Here is a 16,480-nt window from a genome sequence, read left to right as displayed (position 1 = left end):
TTTTTTTTTGTATTAAAATATTACATCAGTTTTAATAGGTTTCTGACTGCTTCTACCGATTCAACTTTATAAGCTGCCTTGGTATGTTTCATACCTACTTTGATGGTTATTGCTTCTTCGGGTAATTCTCGGAACATAAATTCATCTGTCCAATCATCGCCAATGGCCATGATAAAATCGTATGGTTGATTGCTGATGAACTGTAGTGCTGCAATTCCTTTATTGATGCCACCACTTTTGACCTCAATCACCTTGTTGCCTTCCATGATTTCAAGGTTGTGGTTACTAAGATGTGTATTTAGTTCATCTTTTAGCTCATTGGCTCTTAATTCACCTTGTTCTGGCTCTGATTTACGGTAATGCCATACCAGCGAATAATTTTTTTCCTCGATAAAACTTCCTGGAGTTCTGTCCACAAAGCTTTCCATAACCGGATGTACATTGGGCATCCAGCTGTTATTCACCGCCGAGAGCATTTCCCATTCTCCATCTACCTTCTTTAACCAAACACCATGCTCACAAATCAGATTTACGTGATGACCAGAAAACCATTTTTCTAAAGTGTATCTGTCTCGTCCACTGATGATGGTAACCGTGTTGGCCTTGTTTGCGGTTAGTTTCTTAATGATGTTATGTAGCTCTTCATCGGGTTTGGCATCCTGAGGGTTTTTAACAAAGGGAGCCAAGGTTCCGTCGTAATCTAAGAAGATAGCTCGTTTTTTTGCATTGGCGTATTTGTCTACTATCTTAGTACTTAATTGATTGGTAATACGTTTGGCCAGAAAATCGTTTTGTACACTTTCTGCTTTCTTTAGTGTGCGTATAAATTCTTTGGCCCATTTAAATACATCGTAACGTTGAATTCGTTCTTTCATATATTTAATACGTTCTTTTTGCTCCTCTAAGGGCATAGTCAGCGCTTGATTGATGCTGTCGGCCATTTCTTCCTCATCTACTGGGTTGATGATTAAAGCCTCACCCATCTCTTTTGCCACTCCAGCCATCTCGCTTAAAATAAGAACGCCTGTATTATTCAAACGAGAAGCCACATATTCTTTAGCTACCAAATTCATCCCGTCTCTAACCGGAGTAATGAGTGCCACATCGCATGAACTATATAACTCTATCAAGTTACTAAATGGGAGTGAGCGGTAAAAATACCAGATGGGTGCATAGTTAATGGATCCATAGGTTCCATTGATTTGACCCACCAACTCGTCCACTTCTTTTTTTAGTTGTTGGTAATGATCCACTTGGTCGCGCGAGGGTACAGCTAGCATAATCAAGGTAACTTTTTTTCTAAATTCGGGGTATTTCTCCAGAAAACGACCAAATGCTTTCAAACGATTTGGGATGCCCTTGGTATAATCCAGTCTGTCAATGGATAATATTAGCTTGCGGTTGGGCGATGCCAGAAAGTATTTATCCAGTTCTTTGTGTAGTTCCGACTTTTCTTTGATGGACTTCATTCCCACATCTTGTGCGCTCTTTTTAAATTTTTCGTAATCGATGCCCATGGGGAAAGAGTCCGCAATAATAATGCGTTCATCTATGTGAATCTGGTTAAAGGATATTTCATAGCCAAATAAACGACGTACGCAGCTAAAGAAATGTCGCTCATAGTCGTAGGTATGAAAACCGATTAAATCGGCTCCCAACATGCCTTGTATAATCTCCTTACGCCAGGGTAAGATCCTGAATACTTCGTAAGATGGAAAGGGAATGTGAAGAAAGAAACCGATGGTTACATTGGGTTTCTTGGATTTTATCATTTCCGGAACAAGTAGTAGCTGGTAATCATGAATCCAAACAGAGTCTCCGTCTTCAAGTGTATCGATAGTGGCATCTGCAAACTTCTGATTAACTGCTTTGTAGGTCTCCCAGTCTTCGTTATTGAAATCGGCGTATTGTGTAAAGTAGTGAAACAGAGGCCATATTGTTCTGTTACTAAAGCCTTCGTAAAACAATTGTATTTCCTCAGAATTTAAATGTACAGAGGCGCATTTTTCTTGTTTGAAAAGTTGATCCACTTTTTTTTGTTTATCAGCATCTAAAGTATCACTGTCTAAACCTGTCCATCCAATCCATGTTCCACCATAATCTTTATAAATCGATTTCATTCCTGTTGCCAAGCCGCCTACACTGGCTTCAAGCGTTGTGTTTTCGCCTTCTTCTTTAACGCTAAAAGGGAGTCTATTTGAAACTATATGAATTTTTTGCATAGATTGACTTTTTTTAATTTGAATTTTAGAATTATTATACGATTTTTAGACCGATTGTTTTGGTTATGCCATTTTTATTTGAAATCCCCTAAAAATGAGCCTCAGGTTCATTTCAAGTATTAATTGGTGGTGCTCCTCAAATGGGAGTATTACAAAACTAACCAATAAATTTTAAAATATGGAGAATCTGAATCTGAATTACGGGATTATCGGAAATTGTAAATCTGCGGCGTTGGTTTCCGAAAATGGCAGTATCGATTGGTTATGTTTGCCCAAGTTTGATGCTCCGTCTGTTTTTGCCAAGTTATTGGATAAAGACAAAGGCGGTTCAATGTCTATTATACCTGAGAAATTACTTTCAACATCACAAGAATATATAGAACGGACCAATTTGCTGTCTACCCGTTTTGTTTGCGAAGATGGTGTTTTTGAGGTGATTGATTTTATGCCTAGATATAAATATGAAGATGGCAGTTATTATTCACCAGCGGATGTGGCGCGCGTATTTAATCGTATTAGTGGTGCACCAACCTTTAAGATCGTTTATGATCCACGGCTGGAATATGCTTTACATGAGACTTTTATATCGGAGCATACAAGCTTTATCAAAGCCATTACAAAGAAAGGGTCTTACGATTCTCTTTATCTGTATACCGACTTCGATTTTAAAAAGGTGATAAACAGTGAAACTATCACCTTAACCAGTAGTAAATATATGTTGGTTAGTTATAATCAGAAATTACTTAGGCAGGACATTCATCGCGTCAAGTTAAAGATGGAACGTACCAAGGTGTACTGGTTAAATTGGTCGGAAAACACCACTACATTTAGTAAGTATAATGACGAGATAAGTCGTAGTGCTTTAACATTGAAGCTTTTAAGTTACGACAAGACGGGGGCCGTATTAGCAGCACTGACCACTTCGTTGCCCGAAACCATCGGAGAAGTTCGTAATTGGGATTATCGATTTTGTTGGATCAGGGATGGTTCAATGGTAGTGAAAATATTGACACAACTGGGACATAGTACGGTTGCTCAGAATTATCTTCGTTTTATTGTTGATATCTTACCCGAGAAGGATGAGAAGATGCAGATTATGTACGGTATCAGTGGTGAGAAAAGGCTTTCGGAATATGAACTTCCTCACATGGCGGGATATGGAGATTCTAAACCTGTTAGAGTTGGGAATGCCGCTTATAAACAAAAGCAAAACGATATCTATGGCATCTTAATGGATGCTATATTTCAACATTTTAGCTTGTTTGCAGCTTCGTTGAGCTATAGTGAAGATTTGTGGACTGTGGTGCGAAATGTGGTGAAAATGGTGGAGCGAAACTGGCAAAAACCGGATAAGGGTATTTGGGAGATACGTAACGAGAGTAAGCATTTTACCTTTAGTAAGGTGCTGTGCTGGGTAGCTATTGATCGTGCTCAAAAAATTGCCGTTTTACTTAAACAGGATGATTACATCAAGAAATGGAAGAAGCTGGAAGATAAAATACGGACCGATATTGAATTGAATGCCTGGTCGGAGGCAAAACAGTCTTATGCACAAGCTTATGGTAGTGACGATTTGGATGCTTCTGTTTTATTAATGGAGAGTTATGGTTTTATCAGTGCTAAAGATGAACGCTATAAGTCTACTGTTTATGCAATACAAGGAGAACTTGAACATAATGGTTTAATGTATAGATATATTAATCAGGACGACTTTGGATTGCCTAAATCTTCCTTTACAATATGTACCTTCTGGCTTACCAATGCTTTGTATAAAATAGGTGAGAAGAAGGCGGCCATTGAACGTTTTGAGCAATTACTTACATATAGTAATCATTTGGGTTTGTTTAGTGAAGATCTGGATTTTGAGACGAAACAACAGTTGGGTAACTTTCCGCAGGCATATTCGCATTTAGCCTTGATTGAAACGGCCATCACTATTCTGGACGGTGAAATTACCAATGAAGAGAAAATTATGGATGTACTAAGGTACGAGACTTTTCATTAAGATATGATAGGTGCAATAGTCAATGGTTTTATAGTTTGACTATTGCACCTATTTCTAATAAGTGTGCTATTTGAGCAGTTCGGTAAAGGTCCTGGAAAAAAAGTAAGCATCGTTTAGTTTATAGGTCTCTACTTCTTTTTTCCATTCTACCGTCATTTCAGAGATAGGAGAATGCATGATGCGTTTAAATTGATCATCATTAAGCATACAGGCGCCTTTTAGTATGGAAAAGTTATATTTCTCCATGAATTCCATATCTATATCTTCAGTGAGGATCAAATCTATTGAAGTGTTGTTCTTGGTGATTAAACTTATTTTTTTTCCGGCTTTCATATGCCCAAAGTATCGGTAACTGTCTAACAAACCTAATTCCCATTGAAAATAGATTTTAGCTTGTCCTTCCACAAACATACATTTGGCCCTGCCTTTAATCTTTCCTTTGGTGGGTCCAAAATATTTAACCAGACGTTTACTCTCTGCATAGTATAGCTCATCTAAATCAGACTCCTTGTTTAAGCCATCCGTAATTTTTAGAGATGTAGTTTCTGTGATCTGAGGGGTTTCTTGTGTGAAATATTCCCATGTGCCATTTTCAAATAGCAGGACCGATTTACCTTCCTCGGTGGTGGCTTTTATTTGCGCAGCAGCTAGCATTGGCAGCGCCAGCAAAATGATTGTTATAAAAATTTTCATATGTAATAATTTAGTAAATTCACTGATCTAGTAATTATAAGGTTTTAATAGTTAGTCCTTCATCTGTTTTTGTTGACTATGCTATCCTAGCTAAATACCATGTATTATTCATATTCCTGAACAATGGCTCCTGTCATTCTTAAAAGGGATGTATGTGTATCAATATAGTTGTATATCGCCTCTAACTGCAGTTGTGAAGCCTGAAGGTAAATGTTTTGAACATCTCTATAATTAAATGAGTTAATAGCTCCTGAGTTAAATTTATCCTGTGATATTTGAAGGTTTAGCTTGGCTGCAGCTAAATTTTCTTGGGCAACATTTAGCAGTTCTTTGCGAACCAGAAACATTTCATATAAATTGGCCAGGTTGTTTTTTAAATCGTGTTGCATATCTTCCAACGCAATGACACCTACTTCTTCGTCTATTTTTGCAATTTGTAATGCTCTTTTCTTGCTGCCGCCACTAAATAAATTAAAGCTAAGGGTAAAGTTGCCATAAATATTAGTGGCATTATAATCGGTGGTGGCACTGATGTCGTAACGGGTATGGGTTGAGGAATATTGTGCGCCTCCTTGAAATGCCAGAGTGGGAGAAAAGTTACTTTTTGCTGCCGCCACCGCATTTTCAAGTATGCGTTGGTGAATGTACTGGTTTTGCAAAGTCTTGTTATTGTTTGTCATTTGCTCTTGCAATTCAGTTAGCTTATAATTGATAGTGATGGCGCTGAAGTCTTCTGTTAATGTATAGGCTGGGTTGTCTTTTTCGGCCATCAGGTAGTTTAAATCACGCAAGGCATTTTTTAAAGTCACTTCCTGTAATAGATAATCCGAACGATCAGATAAGTATGCGTTTTGTGCTTGTAATAGATCGTAGGTAACAGCATTGCCTAAGTCTTTCTGGATTTGTACTTTTTGATACCTGTCTTCCGATAAGGACATCACTTCATTGAAGGTTTCTAGCTTTTTCTTTTGTAATAAGGCATCGTAATAAGCTAATACAACAGATTGAATGGTGCCTTCAACCATGATAGCAGTATTCTGGTGCGATTGTTCCTCTAATTCCACAAAACGTTGTTTGTTTATTTTTACTGCAAAACCATCAAAGATTGTCCAGTTGATTTTGGCGTCTCCAATCAACTGTGTTCTGGTAAAGTCCTCGGAATCGTTAAAGTCATTGGCGTTATTGCTGGATGCACTTAGGTTAATGTAAGGGTAACGCCCCGCAGCTCCCCAAGAGTTATTTATTTCGGCCACCTGTTGGTTGGCTTTACTTATGTGAATGCTATAATTATTTTTTAGAGCCTTGTTAATTGCATCAGCCAGTGACAGGTTTTCCTGTGCCATGCTGATAAATCCCAGACTTAAAATAAAGATCGTTAATTGTATTTTTTTCATATGTTTAAATTTCTCTTTCAATGGCCATATGGAACTCCCAAGTAAAATTGATCATCCTCTGTTGTGTAAATTTGGATAATCAAATTTACATGCTCGTTTCATGTACTTGTAATATGTGATCAACCTATAAAATCTTCTTCGCCAGTAACGCTTTTTCGTTGTTCGTTTTGCCAAGCTATTTCCACGTGCTCAGGTTCTATTTTTTTATCATGCCACCATTCTCTTACCACTCTTCTAACATCGTTTAGGATCATAATCAAGGCAGGGAAGAATAATAGGATAAACAAAGTGCCAAAAGCGACGCCCATACACCAATGAGATGGCCATGGGTATAAGGAATTGAGCCTGAAAACTTTTTTCTAAGATCAATGGATATAAGCCAAAGGAGGTGGTGAGGGTTGTTAAAATGATAGGACGTAACCTCGATTTACCAGCCTCAACAATGGCTTCTTTTACTTTTTTACCTTCCACAATGAGCGAATTGAATTTGGATAAGAGAACCACTGCATCATTCACGATTACCCCGGTTAAGGCCACTATTCCCCAAAGACTTAAAATTGATAATGGCTTACCATGGATACCGTGACCCCAAATAGCACCTAGGATAGAAATGGGTATCATCATTAATATGATGAGGGGTTGTTCAAAGGATTTAAAATTTATCATTAGGATGATGATGATGGCTAAAAATGCCATTGGAAATAAGAACATGAGATCTTTCATGTTACGCTGACTTTCCTTCTGCTGTCCTTGAAATTCAACCGAAATGCCGGGATAAAGTACTTTGAGTTCAGGTATGACCTCTGCATTTATCATGTCTAAAACTTCGGTTACCGAAGCATCCGGGTTGGACATGTCGGCATTTACCCTAATCTCACGTTTCCCGTTAAAGCGGTTGATATTCACAGGGCCGCGTTTAATTTTATAGTCGACCAATTCTGTGATGGGGAATTCTCCCTGAGAGCTTACAATTTTCATATTTTCAAATTGTCCTATGTTCTTGCGGCCTTGGGCAGGGTATCTTACCCACACCCTCAGTTCGTCGCGTCCCACCTGTAGTCGTTGCGCCTGACCACCGTAAAAGGCCTGACGAACCTGGTTGGCTATATATGCTTCGTCTAGTCCCATCATATAGGCCTGTGGTTTTAGTTGCAGGAGTATCTCCTGTTTTCCCATGGCATTGGTTGAAACCACATCTTTGAGTTGTGCATATTTTTCAAGTTTGCTTATTAAAAAGTCTCTTCCTTGTTCAAGTTCTTCAATATTACGAGATAGCAAACCAATGGAAACTGGATCCCCAAAGCGGCTTCTGGCACCCATGGAGTATTTGTCTGCTTGGGGTATGGGGCCAATTTTTTCTCTAAGTCTATTGATGATTTCATAGGAACTAATGCCTGTATCTTCTGAGTTTCTGGGAGAAACATCAACGCTTCCTGTATGTGAACCACTCTCTGTACCGTCAAAGGCCGATCCTAAAATAATAATGCTATTTTCTATAATGGGTATGGTATCATTATATTTTTCCATCAATTCCTCATTGACTTCCCATACTGCACTGTCAAAACGCTCCAGGTATTGCATGGTTTTCTCTTCTCCAGATCCGGGAGTAAAGGCGATATTAATGTTAAAGGAATCAAATTCCATGCGTGGAAAAAAAGTTGTTTTAATGATATGTCCGCCTATCAGTCCACCAGTTATTATCATCATGGCCACCGGAATACCAATTGTTATGTAGCGCCAATCAACCGTGAGTCTGATGACCCTATCGTAGGCATAGTCACGTAGCCAAGTGAAAAAACCTTCGGTGTATTTTTTTAAGCCTTTGTTTTTTGCGTTGAGTACTTTTCGGTTGAGCACATGTTTGTTACCCAAGTGAGCGGGAAGTACTAAAAAGGCTTCAAAGAGGGATACCAACAGACTACATATTACAATCAAGGCCATTTCAAACATCATCTCCATCCGTCCTGTAATAAATATCAAGGGCGAAAAAGCAACAATGGTCGTTGCTACCGAAGCTACTACGGCTGGAATTACTTCTACGGTACCATCAACAGCTGCTTGTATGGGGTTTTTTCCCTTTTCAAAGTGCTGAAAAATGTTTTCTCCGATAACAATTCCGTCATCCACTAGAATACCTATCACCAGAATCATTCCAAAGAGAGAAATCATATTAATAGTAACTCCCAATAGGTTAACGATGATAAACATACCTAAAAATGAAGCAGGAATACCCCATGCTACCCATAAGGAAAGACGAATGCTTAACATGATACCTAATATAAGCAGTACCAAAAAAAGTCCTTGACCACCATTTGTATACAATAGATCCAGTCTCATCTTTAAAATGTCCAAAAAGGAACGCGATAGTTGCAAGGTAACCCCTAGCTTTTTGGCGTTGAAATCTTTTACATAATCTTTGATATAGGTATCTATCTCGTCCAGGTCTTCTGTAATGAGTTTATTTACCTGAAGACTGATTACCGGGTTGTTTTTCTCCAGAGCTTTAACAGACACATCTGCAAACTTGAGTTTAACGGATGCGATGTCTCTTATTCTAATGACGCTTCCATCGGGGTTGGCACGCAGAATAATGTTTTCTATCTTATTGGGGTCAGCGCTTCGTGATCGTAAGCGAATCAGTAACTCTTCTTTTTTCGAACGTAGTTGTCCCCCTGATACATCCTTGTTGTTATTGGCAATGGCATTTTGTAGATCATTGAATGTGAATCCGTAGCGTAAGAGTGTTTCCTCTTTGGCTTCTACAGATATTTCGAGATCTGGAAAACCCTGGATACTCACCTGACTGATAAATCCAGATGCTAAAAAATCTTCTTCTACCTGTTGGGCATACGTTTTTAGGGTGAGCAAGTCTACTTCGCCTGTTACTAAAATACGAGCTGCAGGAGAGGTGGTGCGGGTTTTGGATACGATGGGGCGTTCAGCGGCTGTGGGTAGTGATGATATACCATCCACCGCATTTTTAACCTCAATAAGCGCATCGTCGATATCGTAATTGGGTTCAATTTCTATGGTTACGCTAGAACTGTTTTCTGAAGATACAGAGTTTATCTCGTAAATGCCAGGGATAGCCCTGACCGCTTCTTCAATGCGGGAAGTAACACCTTCTTCCATTTCTACCGGTGATGCACCGGGATAGTATACACTTACCCTTAAAATGTGAGATTGTCTCTCTGGAAAAAATGACTTTTTCATGGAAGCCAAACTGATTCCTCCTACAATCACCAAAACCATGATAATAAGGTTGGCGTAAAAAGGAAACCTAACAAATAATTCTACTATTTTCTTCATGATTGGGCTCCTTTATTTTGTTTTCCTTCAACACCTTTGTTTTCTTTTTTAGAAGCGGGTGTATTGTTTGGTTTGTCAATGCCAATGATTCCCACAGGACTATTTTCTTTGACATTGATAAGGGGTTCTGAAACAATCATTTGCCCAGCTTCTAATCCGTTAAATATTAAAGTGGTTTCGTCCCATTTTAATATGTTAATTTGTCGTTTCTTTAACTTGCCTTCTACCACAGTAAATACTTCATTGGCATTGAAAACGGCATTGCGAGGAAGAAGCATTGCTTGGTTGATTTGTTGTCCTGGGAATTGAACTATTTTGTATTCTCCGGCCAATAATTCGTCAATATCAGTGTTGGGTACTTTTATAAATATGCTTCTGGATTGTGTATTGGCATCAATAAAGTCTGATTTGCGAACTACAACACCCTTATGGGCCCTTTGTTTGTTGGTGTTAAATACCTCTACTTGATCACCTATTTTTATCCATTTGCTTTGCTCTTTTTGTACCGGAACCTCCACTTCTACTTGGTCGGTACGTATCATTTTAGCAATTTGTGCACCTGTGTTTACATATCCACCTACCTCAAAATTAACTTGCGAAAAGGTTCCGTCAAAAGGAGCGTAAAGTGAATGACGACTTAGCTTTTTTTCGTCCTGTAATATTTCATAGTAGGCGCTCATGAAGTTTCTACTGGCTAAAAAAACTTTTAGCTGGGAGTTGGATATGGGTGGTAATGGGGGCAATGCCTTTTCCATTTCAATGGCATTAAAAAAATCTAGATACGCCTGATATTGATCTGGGTAATCGACTTTCATATCCGGTAAAATAGTCGTTATGGTTGTTAGAAATTGACTCTTTTTAGCCTTTAATGCAAGTTCAACTTCGTCTTTATATATTTCGGCCAATAGCTGGCCCTTTTTAAAGGAGGTACCTTTACGCAAGTCTACGTTTCCCCTTTGTATTTTGCCGGCCGCTTCTGATACTAGCATTACTTCGTTGCTGGATACCACCCTTCCTTGAGCTGAAAGAGGCGAGGTGATTTGTGTATAGCGAACGGTGTCTGCTTTTACAAAACGTTTAATGTTAAAATCAGGTTTGCGCTTACTATCCGGTTTCATGGATATAAATAAATTGGAAAGAAGATAGGAGCCTCCTAATAACAGGACTAAGGCAACAACAACAAAAGTGATTTTTCTTCGACTCATTATGAATATTTTATGCTTTAATAAAGTAGATACAAAAAAAAGGAAATTATATCAATATTCCCCGTAAGTTGCACTAAAAAAGCTGTTTTGTATGCTATTTGTTGGTGGTTTGGGTTAAATAATGAAACGAACATGAAATTTTAGCATTCTATAATGCACACAAGAGAATGATTGAAATGCAGCGAGCGTTTCAAATGACCATTGAAAGAAATTATAAACTGATGAAATATATGGTGGATTGGATTTTCTAACATTAATTATTTTAAATTTGCAGCATGAAAATGACCAATAGAATAGTTGTAATATTACAGGTGATGCTGTTAAGCACTGTAATGCTGTTTTCTATTGGTATGCAGTATGGGCAGAGTGATAACGCACTGGCTTCTTTATCCGAAAAAGGAAAGCATGTTTTAGTTGCCTCCAGTAGTTTATATCTTCCTGTATCTAATAATCAGGAGCAGAGTGATACCCTGCACACTTTCCCTTCTTTGCGTCCGGTAAATCAGTTGTTGAGTTTGGACGCCATTAATAAATTGAAGGAATCTCTTATGGGCTATAAAAATTCGAATTATATCTATTATTCGATATGCCTGATTCGGATAGGACTTGCCATCCCTGATATTATCTATCCTTTTAACTATTTCTGGTAGTTTTATTCTTTTTTGTTCGCTGGTAAATACTTAACAAAGATCTATGGGTATGCTATAGATGGGCGTATAGGATATGTTCTTGAATGAATATAAGTGCGAAAAATGTATCGTAAAAAGAAAAGTAAATATTTGATATACAAATAAAAAAGATGAATACTACAATATCGATGGTTCTCCTTATTGGAGCTATAATTGCAATAATAATTATTTTTTATCGCGTTAAAGAATCTAAGAAAAAAAAGAAAGTAAAAGAAGATCTGAATGGCCTGGCCAAAGATCATGGCTGTACAATTACATATTATGATTTTTGGAATCATGCCAAATTGGGGTTTGATAATAAGGCCGGCGTTTTGTTTTTTGTTAGAACGATTCACGAACAAGAACACAGCTCTGTAATTAAGTTATCGGAAATAAGTAAATGTGAAATGATGCGAAGTGTTCGCAGTTTATCGGCAGGTAAGAACTCTCCAGATGTGATTGATAAAATAGGATTGATTTTTATTGCCAATGATAAAAAGAAAAGCGATGTGACTTTAGAGTTCTATAACACCCAATATGATAGTCTTAATTTGAATGGAGAGCTTCAATTGGCAGAAAAGTGGCTCGCCCTCTCTCAAGAGTTTTTGCAAAAAGATTAGATGTAGCGTATCAGAATTTTTTTTGCGCTAACAATAAAATGTTAATGGGAAGAGCTATCTAGTGCCTCTTCCCATCTTTTAGGTTCTAATGTTGATACCAATACGTACAGGCTTATTATCATTTAGTGGCTGCAAGAAAACAACTGTTTTTAATATGTTACCCAACTAGTTAGTGAGACCGGTTGTTTCAATTCACCGTAGAGTGGTTATGTCTTATCTTAACAGGTTTATGGTGAATGGTATGTTTTTGTTTCATGAAGAAGCTCTAATGTGTCATTCTGGTTAAAATAATCCATATTAATGTTTAAATTTGTCCTGTTAATTAAACCCATTATGAACAGAGGAGCGGATAACGGGAAGTTGTATGATTGGTTTATGAGAGAAAAAAGAAGAAGCTTTATTATGTAAACTCAACATATTATAGATATCATCATGAGTTTTGCAGGAAAGAACTGGAGCCTGATATTGACCTTGCATACTTCAATATAAGTAACTACTCCAATGATCCCAAAAGAAAATATATATTAGCAAATATTAATTATTTCAAGAGCTTAAATATATATGCATTAGAAATTTCTCCTGTCGATTTAATGCCAATAGATGATATTGTTTTTCTATGGGAGAAGGTGTCAGAGTCAAGCTATATTCAAGAAGAACTACATATACTCCTGAATAGTTCCAGGCTACAAAGTTTAAAAAGCAAATTGAAGAGTCGTATCCCTCTGCTTGAACCGGTGGATATTTATCGTAACCTAGATTATCAAGCTATCGGGAAATATAAAAGTTGTGGAATTTTAAACAAATTGAGTCGAAAATATGATTTCAAAGTGCCCGAATGTGCTTTTGTCATTCCGTTTCATTATTACCATCAACATGTTATAAGTTCGTCTACATCCAGTTTAATCGATAGTTTACTATCTGTAAAAAATACGATTCCCAAAGATTCGCTTCAATTATTGTTAACAGAAATTAGAACAAGGATAAAACGGGCTCCCATTGATACTATATTGATGAAGGAGGTTAATTCAAAAGTTTCCACCGACTGTGTGTATTCACGTTTTAGGTTTCGTTCATCCACTAATGCAGAAGATGCAAAAGGGTTTTCAGGAGCAGGGCTATATACTTCTAAGACTGGGGTACGAAACAGTGAAAAGAAGTCATTTGAAAAGGTAATTAAAAAAATTTGGGCAAGTTTGTGGACTTATGAAGCATTTTCTGAACGAGCGTATTATCACATAGATCACAAGGACGTTTACATGGGTATTCCTGTTCATCGTTCTTTTCCTAATGAGGAGGTAAATGGAGTAGCAATAACTAAAAATATTTATATAAAACAAGTAAGGTTATACAATGATTGAGATTATTGGGATCTCTGTATTTTTTAAACTTCATTTATTGAGGAATACATAAGATAAAGAACGAGGGTATTGTTATGATATACCCTCGTTTTGTATGGATTACTTTATTGATTTATGATTAGCTTATAAGTTGATGCGAACGTTAATACCTGCTTTTATCCATCTGCCCGGTTGATATAGTTGACCAATGTCGGTATACTTTTTATCGAACAGGTTAGTGGCTTCTGCATAAAGGGTATATGTTGGTTTGCGCCAACTTAACTTTAAGTCAACAACGGTGAATGGTTCGTAGTTTTTTGAAGACTCCGTGTTGCTAATGATATCATATTCATCATATCCACCAAGCCTATCTTGATAAAGCACAGACCAGGATGCACTTAAGTGAGAGATAATATTATGCTGAAAGCTTCCTGAAAATTTATGCTTTAAATAGTCAAATATATAATTAGAATCATAGCCGACAGGAAGCGATTTATCTTGATTGAGCCAGGAATAAGACAGGTTTAGGTTTTGGAGAAAATGTTGATTTTGAAATAGTTTTTGAAGATCAAGGTTTAGTGTCGATTCAATTCCTATGGTATTTATTTCGCTGATATTAGAGGTAGTCCATTGGCTTCCCTCGGCTGCATCAGAGGGTTTACCCCAATCAATCATATTTTTCCCAAGACGATAAAAAGATGAAATATGCATACTAATACCTTGGTTGTTTCTGTATTTGATACCACTCTCGTATGTGGTGGCTTCTTCTGGTTCTAAATCAGGATTACCTACGTTTGTGGGACCAGAATAAAAAAGGTCGGTGTAGGTAGGCATTCGTAATGATTTATTAATGCTTCCAAAAATCTTTAAATTATTGTTGACCCAATAGCTGATGTCGAAACCGGGGAAATAGTCAAATTTCCAATCTATATCGCTGTTTAAGTTGGCCATAAGTCCTGCGGAGAGCGATAAACGGTTGAAGGTGTAGCTGTGCTCTATAAAAAATGACGTATTGGTTCGGTTGTATTTCTTGGTGAAAAAACCCAGGTCTTCTCCGGGAATATTCCATATGGTGTCAGGCAGTTCTGAGCCCAAAACATTACTCCAAATACTTTCTGACCTGATGTCTGCTCCAACTGCAGTCTTACCAAGAGCCGACTTGATGACGGTATTGATATTTGCTCCCACCACATCGGTTAAATGGTAGTTGTGGTTGTGGTACCATGAAGCTGCATCATCGTTATTACGATATAGTTCAAAACGGTCTTGATGGCGACGCCAATAAACAGATGATTTGAGGGGATTTTTGCTTTGAGCCGAGAAACTCAAACTGGCAAAGGTTGTCTTGGTTTGTTCATACTGATTAGGGTAGGCAGCTGTATAAAAGGAGTTGGCTCCGTAGCCTTTATCTGTATAGCCAATTTGTAATTCTAATTTTTCTTTTTCCAAATTAAGCTGTCCTTGGTAAAAAAGATTGTAAACCTCAAAGTCTGTGTTGTGTATATAGCCATCGGTGGCACTTTTGTTGACTGAAACAAAGCTCTTGAGTTGGTCGTTTACGATGTTTCCGCTGGCTCCCATGTTGTATAGACCATGTGCGCCTGCCATCACATTCGCTTTGAGGTTAGATTGGTTGGCAGATCCGGTTATGAAATTGATGGCTCCGCTAAAGGCATTGGAACCAAAAATACGTGCTCCGGGACCTTCCAGAATCTCTACTCGTTCTATGTTTGAAAAATCTACGGGTAGGTTGAGACTTAGATGCCCTGTTTGTGGATCGGTGATGTTAATGCCGTTGAGTAAAATCATTACCTGATCAAAAGAACCTCCTCTTGCACTTACGTCTGCTTGAATTCCCAGCGGACCACGCTGGCGTACATCAACATGAGCCACATATTCCAGCAGTTGATCTACTGATTGAACAGGTAGTGCTTCGATCTCCTTTTTGCTGATGACCGTGACTACCCGTCCTATCTCGGAGTAGATGACTGGTGTTCGTCGAGCCGAGACTTCTATTTCTTGTAGATTGATTTTTTTGTTGGTAATAGTGGTGTCGTTTTGTGCAAGGAGCTGCCCATAAGTGAATAGGATAAGGTACGAAGCCGATAACATACCTATTCGTATGTTTTTTTTCAGGGAACAGAACACTGCATAATTGGTTCTTTGCCACTTTTTAAACATAATTTCGAAACCTTTTTTCGAAGAATTTAATTTTGTCATAACTTATTTTTTTTGGCAATGCCAGTTTATAATAGCGGCAAAACTAATAAAATAATCATTTGTTTATGGTCTTACGTAAAAACGTAGGGAGGGTAAAGGTGCATTGTCTCTTTGTTTGTGTGTTTTTTTTCGTAAAACATTTCTTGTTTTCAGTATATTTAGCCTTATGAATAGCATCTTACAACAGATCAAAAAATGTCAGGTATGTAAAGAAGGCCTTCCTTCTGGTTGTAATCCGGTGGTTACGGCCCATCGCAAAAGTAAAATTGTAATTGTGGGGCAAGCGCCCGGAATAAAAGTTCACCAAAGTGGTATTCCATGGGATGATAAGAGTGGAGAAAACTTGAGAAGCTGGATGGGTGTTAATAGGGAGCAGTTTTACGATACCCAACTTTTTGCGATCATCCCGATGGGCTTTTGTTATCCGGGTAAGGCCAAGAACGGTGATCTGCCTCCTAGAAAAGAATGTGCGCCCCTGTGGCATCCCGCATTGTTTGATATGATGAGTGAAGTGAAAATGGTGCTATTGGTTGGTTTGTATGCACAAAAGTATTACCTGAAACAAGCAATAGGTAAAAATCTTACTCAGACTGTGATGAATTACGAGCAATATTTACCTTATTTTTTTCCCTTGCCTCATCCATCTCCCCTGAATAATATATGGCAAAGCAAAAATCCTTGGTTCAAAGCAAAGGTGCTGCCTGCGTTATCAGAGCAAGTAGATGCAATTGTTTGCAAAACAGATAGTTGTATATAACATTATGGGGTATTGATGTAAAAGCAAAATGTAGCGAGTTGTGATCTGGT

The 16,480-nt window shown here is 37.9% G+C and carries 11 protein-coding genes; 5 read left to right on the top strand and 6 right to left on the bottom strand.

The window, feature by feature from the left end:
- Window positions 1–20 precede the first annotated feature (20 nt).
- The gene (locus CYTFE_RS0111240; RefSeq protein WP_027471864.1) at window positions 21–2,222 is read right to left on the bottom strand and encodes a bifunctional alpha,alpha-trehalose-phosphate synthase (UDP-forming)/trehalose-phosphatase; all 2,202 of its coding nucleotides are present in this window, start codon (window positions 2,220–2,222) and stop codon (window positions 21–23) included.
- 178 nt (window positions 2,223–2,400) lie between these two features.
- On the opposite strand from CYTFE_RS0111240, the gene CYTFE_RS0111235 reads away from it, so the two are divergent.
- Entirely contained in the window at window positions 2,401–4,227 is a 1,827-nt protein-coding gene (locus tag CYTFE_RS0111235; RefSeq protein ID WP_027471863.1) for a glycoside hydrolase family 15 protein, read from the top strand.
- A gap of 66 nt (window positions 4,228–4,293) precedes the next feature.
- Here the strand turns inward: CYTFE_RS0111235 and CYTFE_RS0111230 are convergent, their stop codons facing one another.
- The 4 genes from CYTFE_RS0111230 to CYTFE_RS0111215 form a co-directional block, all read right to left on the bottom strand.
- Window positions 4,294–4,920, bottom strand: a complete 627-nt coding sequence (locus tag CYTFE_RS0111230; protein WP_027471862.1) for a hypothetical protein — start codon at window positions 4,918–4,920, stop codon at window positions 4,294–4,296.
- Window positions 4,921–5,024: 104 nt separating this feature from the next.
- On the bottom strand, window positions 5,025–6,314 hold the full coding sequence (locus CYTFE_RS0111225) for a TolC family protein (RefSeq protein WP_027471861.1): 1,290 nt from the start codon (window positions 6,312–6,314) through the stop codon (window positions 5,025–5,027).
- A gap of 234 nt (window positions 6,315–6,548) precedes the next feature.
- Window positions 6,549–9,623, bottom strand: coding sequence for an efflux RND transporter permease subunit (locus CYTFE_RS26185; RefSeq protein WP_081735969.1), 3,075 nt, complete (start codon window positions 9,621–9,623; stop codon window positions 6,549–6,551).
- Window positions 9,620–10,828, bottom strand: coding sequence for an efflux RND transporter periplasmic adaptor subunit (locus tag CYTFE_RS0111215; protein ID WP_027471860.1), 1,209 nt, complete (start codon window positions 10,826–10,828; stop codon window positions 9,620–9,622). Before CYTFE_RS0111215 ends, CYTFE_RS26185 begins: the two co-directional genes overlap by 4 nt.
- Before the next feature lie 275 nt (window positions 10,829–11,103).
- Between CYTFE_RS0111215 and CYTFE_RS0111210 the strand changes: the two genes are divergently transcribed.
- The 3 genes from CYTFE_RS0111210 to CYTFE_RS28710 all read left to right on the top strand — a co-directional run bounded on the left by CYTFE_RS0111210 (window position 11,104) and on the right by CYTFE_RS28710 (window position 13,474).
- Entirely contained in the window at window positions 11,104–11,478 is a 375-nt protein-coding gene (locus tag CYTFE_RS0111210) for a hypothetical protein (RefSeq protein WP_027471859.1), read from the top strand.
- A 149-nt stretch (window positions 11,479–11,627) separates the two neighbouring features.
- Entirely contained in the window at window positions 11,628–12,116 is a 489-nt protein-coding gene (locus CYTFE_RS0111205) for a hypothetical protein (protein ID WP_044213385.1), read from the top strand.
- A 368-nt stretch (window positions 12,117–12,484) separates the two neighbouring features.
- Entirely contained in the window at window positions 12,485–13,474 is a 990-nt protein-coding gene (locus CYTFE_RS28710; protein ID WP_052343153.1) for a PEP/pyruvate-binding domain-containing protein, read from the top strand.
- 123 nt (window positions 13,475–13,597) lie between these two features.
- Here CYTFE_RS28710 and CYTFE_RS0111195 read toward each other — a convergent pair whose 3' ends face one another.
- Complete coding sequence (locus tag CYTFE_RS0111195; RefSeq protein ID WP_044262754.1) at window positions 13,598–15,673, bottom strand: TonB-dependent receptor; 2,076 nt, start codon at window positions 15,671–15,673, stop codon at window positions 13,598–13,600.
- A 166-nt stretch (window positions 15,674–15,839) separates the two neighbouring features.
- Between CYTFE_RS0111195 and CYTFE_RS0111190 the strand changes: the two genes are divergently transcribed.
- Window positions 15,840–16,430, top strand: a complete 591-nt coding sequence (locus CYTFE_RS0111190; RefSeq protein ID WP_027471856.1) for a uracil-DNA glycosylase family protein — start codon at window positions 15,840–15,842, stop codon at window positions 16,428–16,430.
- The last annotated feature ends 50 nt before the right edge of the window (window positions 16,431–16,480 follow it).

It is taken from the genome of Saccharicrinis fermentans DSM 9555 = JCM 21142, from assembly GCF_000517085.1.
Taxonomy (GTDB): Bacteria; Bacteroidota; Bacteroidia; order Bacteroidales; family Marinilabiliaceae; genus Saccharicrinis; species Saccharicrinis fermentans.
This window is presented reverse-complemented; position numbering and strand designations above follow the sequence as displayed.

Excerpts from the sequence above, each read along its gene's own strand:
- CYTFE_RS0111240 (WP_027471864.1), bottom strand. The coding sequence starts at position 2,222 with ATGCAAAAAATTCATATAGTTTCAAATAGACTCCCTTTTAGCGTTAAA.
- CYTFE_RS0111235 (WP_027471863.1), top strand. The coding sequence starts at position 2,401 with ATGGAGAATCTGAATCTGAATTACGGGATTATCGGAAATTGTAAATCT.
- CYTFE_RS0111230 (WP_027471862.1), bottom strand. The coding sequence starts at position 4,920 with ATGAAAATTTTTATAACAATCATTTTGCTGGCGCTGCCAATGCTAGCT.
- CYTFE_RS0111225 (WP_027471861.1), bottom strand. The coding sequence starts at position 6,314 with ATGAAAAAAATACAATTAACGATCTTTATTTTAAGTCTGGGATTTATC.
- CYTFE_RS26185 (WP_081735969.1), bottom strand. The coding sequence starts at position 9,623 with ATGAAGAAAATAGTAGAATTATTTGTTAGGTTTCCTTTTTACGCCAAC.
- CYTFE_RS0111215 (WP_027471860.1), bottom strand. The coding sequence starts at position 10,828 with ATGAGTCGAAGAAAAATCACTTTTGTTGTTGTTGCCTTAGTCCTGTTA.
- CYTFE_RS0111210 (WP_027471859.1), top strand. The coding sequence starts at position 11,104 with ATGAAAATGACCAATAGAATAGTTGTAATATTACAGGTGATGCTGTTA.
- CYTFE_RS0111205 (WP_044213385.1), top strand. The coding sequence starts at position 11,628 with ATGAATACTACAATATCGATGGTTCTCCTTATTGGAGCTATAATTGCA.
- CYTFE_RS0111195 (WP_044262754.1), bottom strand. The coding sequence starts at position 15,673 with ATGACAAAATTAAATTCTTCGAAAAAAGGTTTCGAAATTATGTTTAAA.
- CYTFE_RS0111190 (WP_027471856.1), top strand. The coding sequence starts at position 15,840 with ATGAATAGCATCTTACAACAGATCAAAAAATGTCAGGTATGTAAAGAA.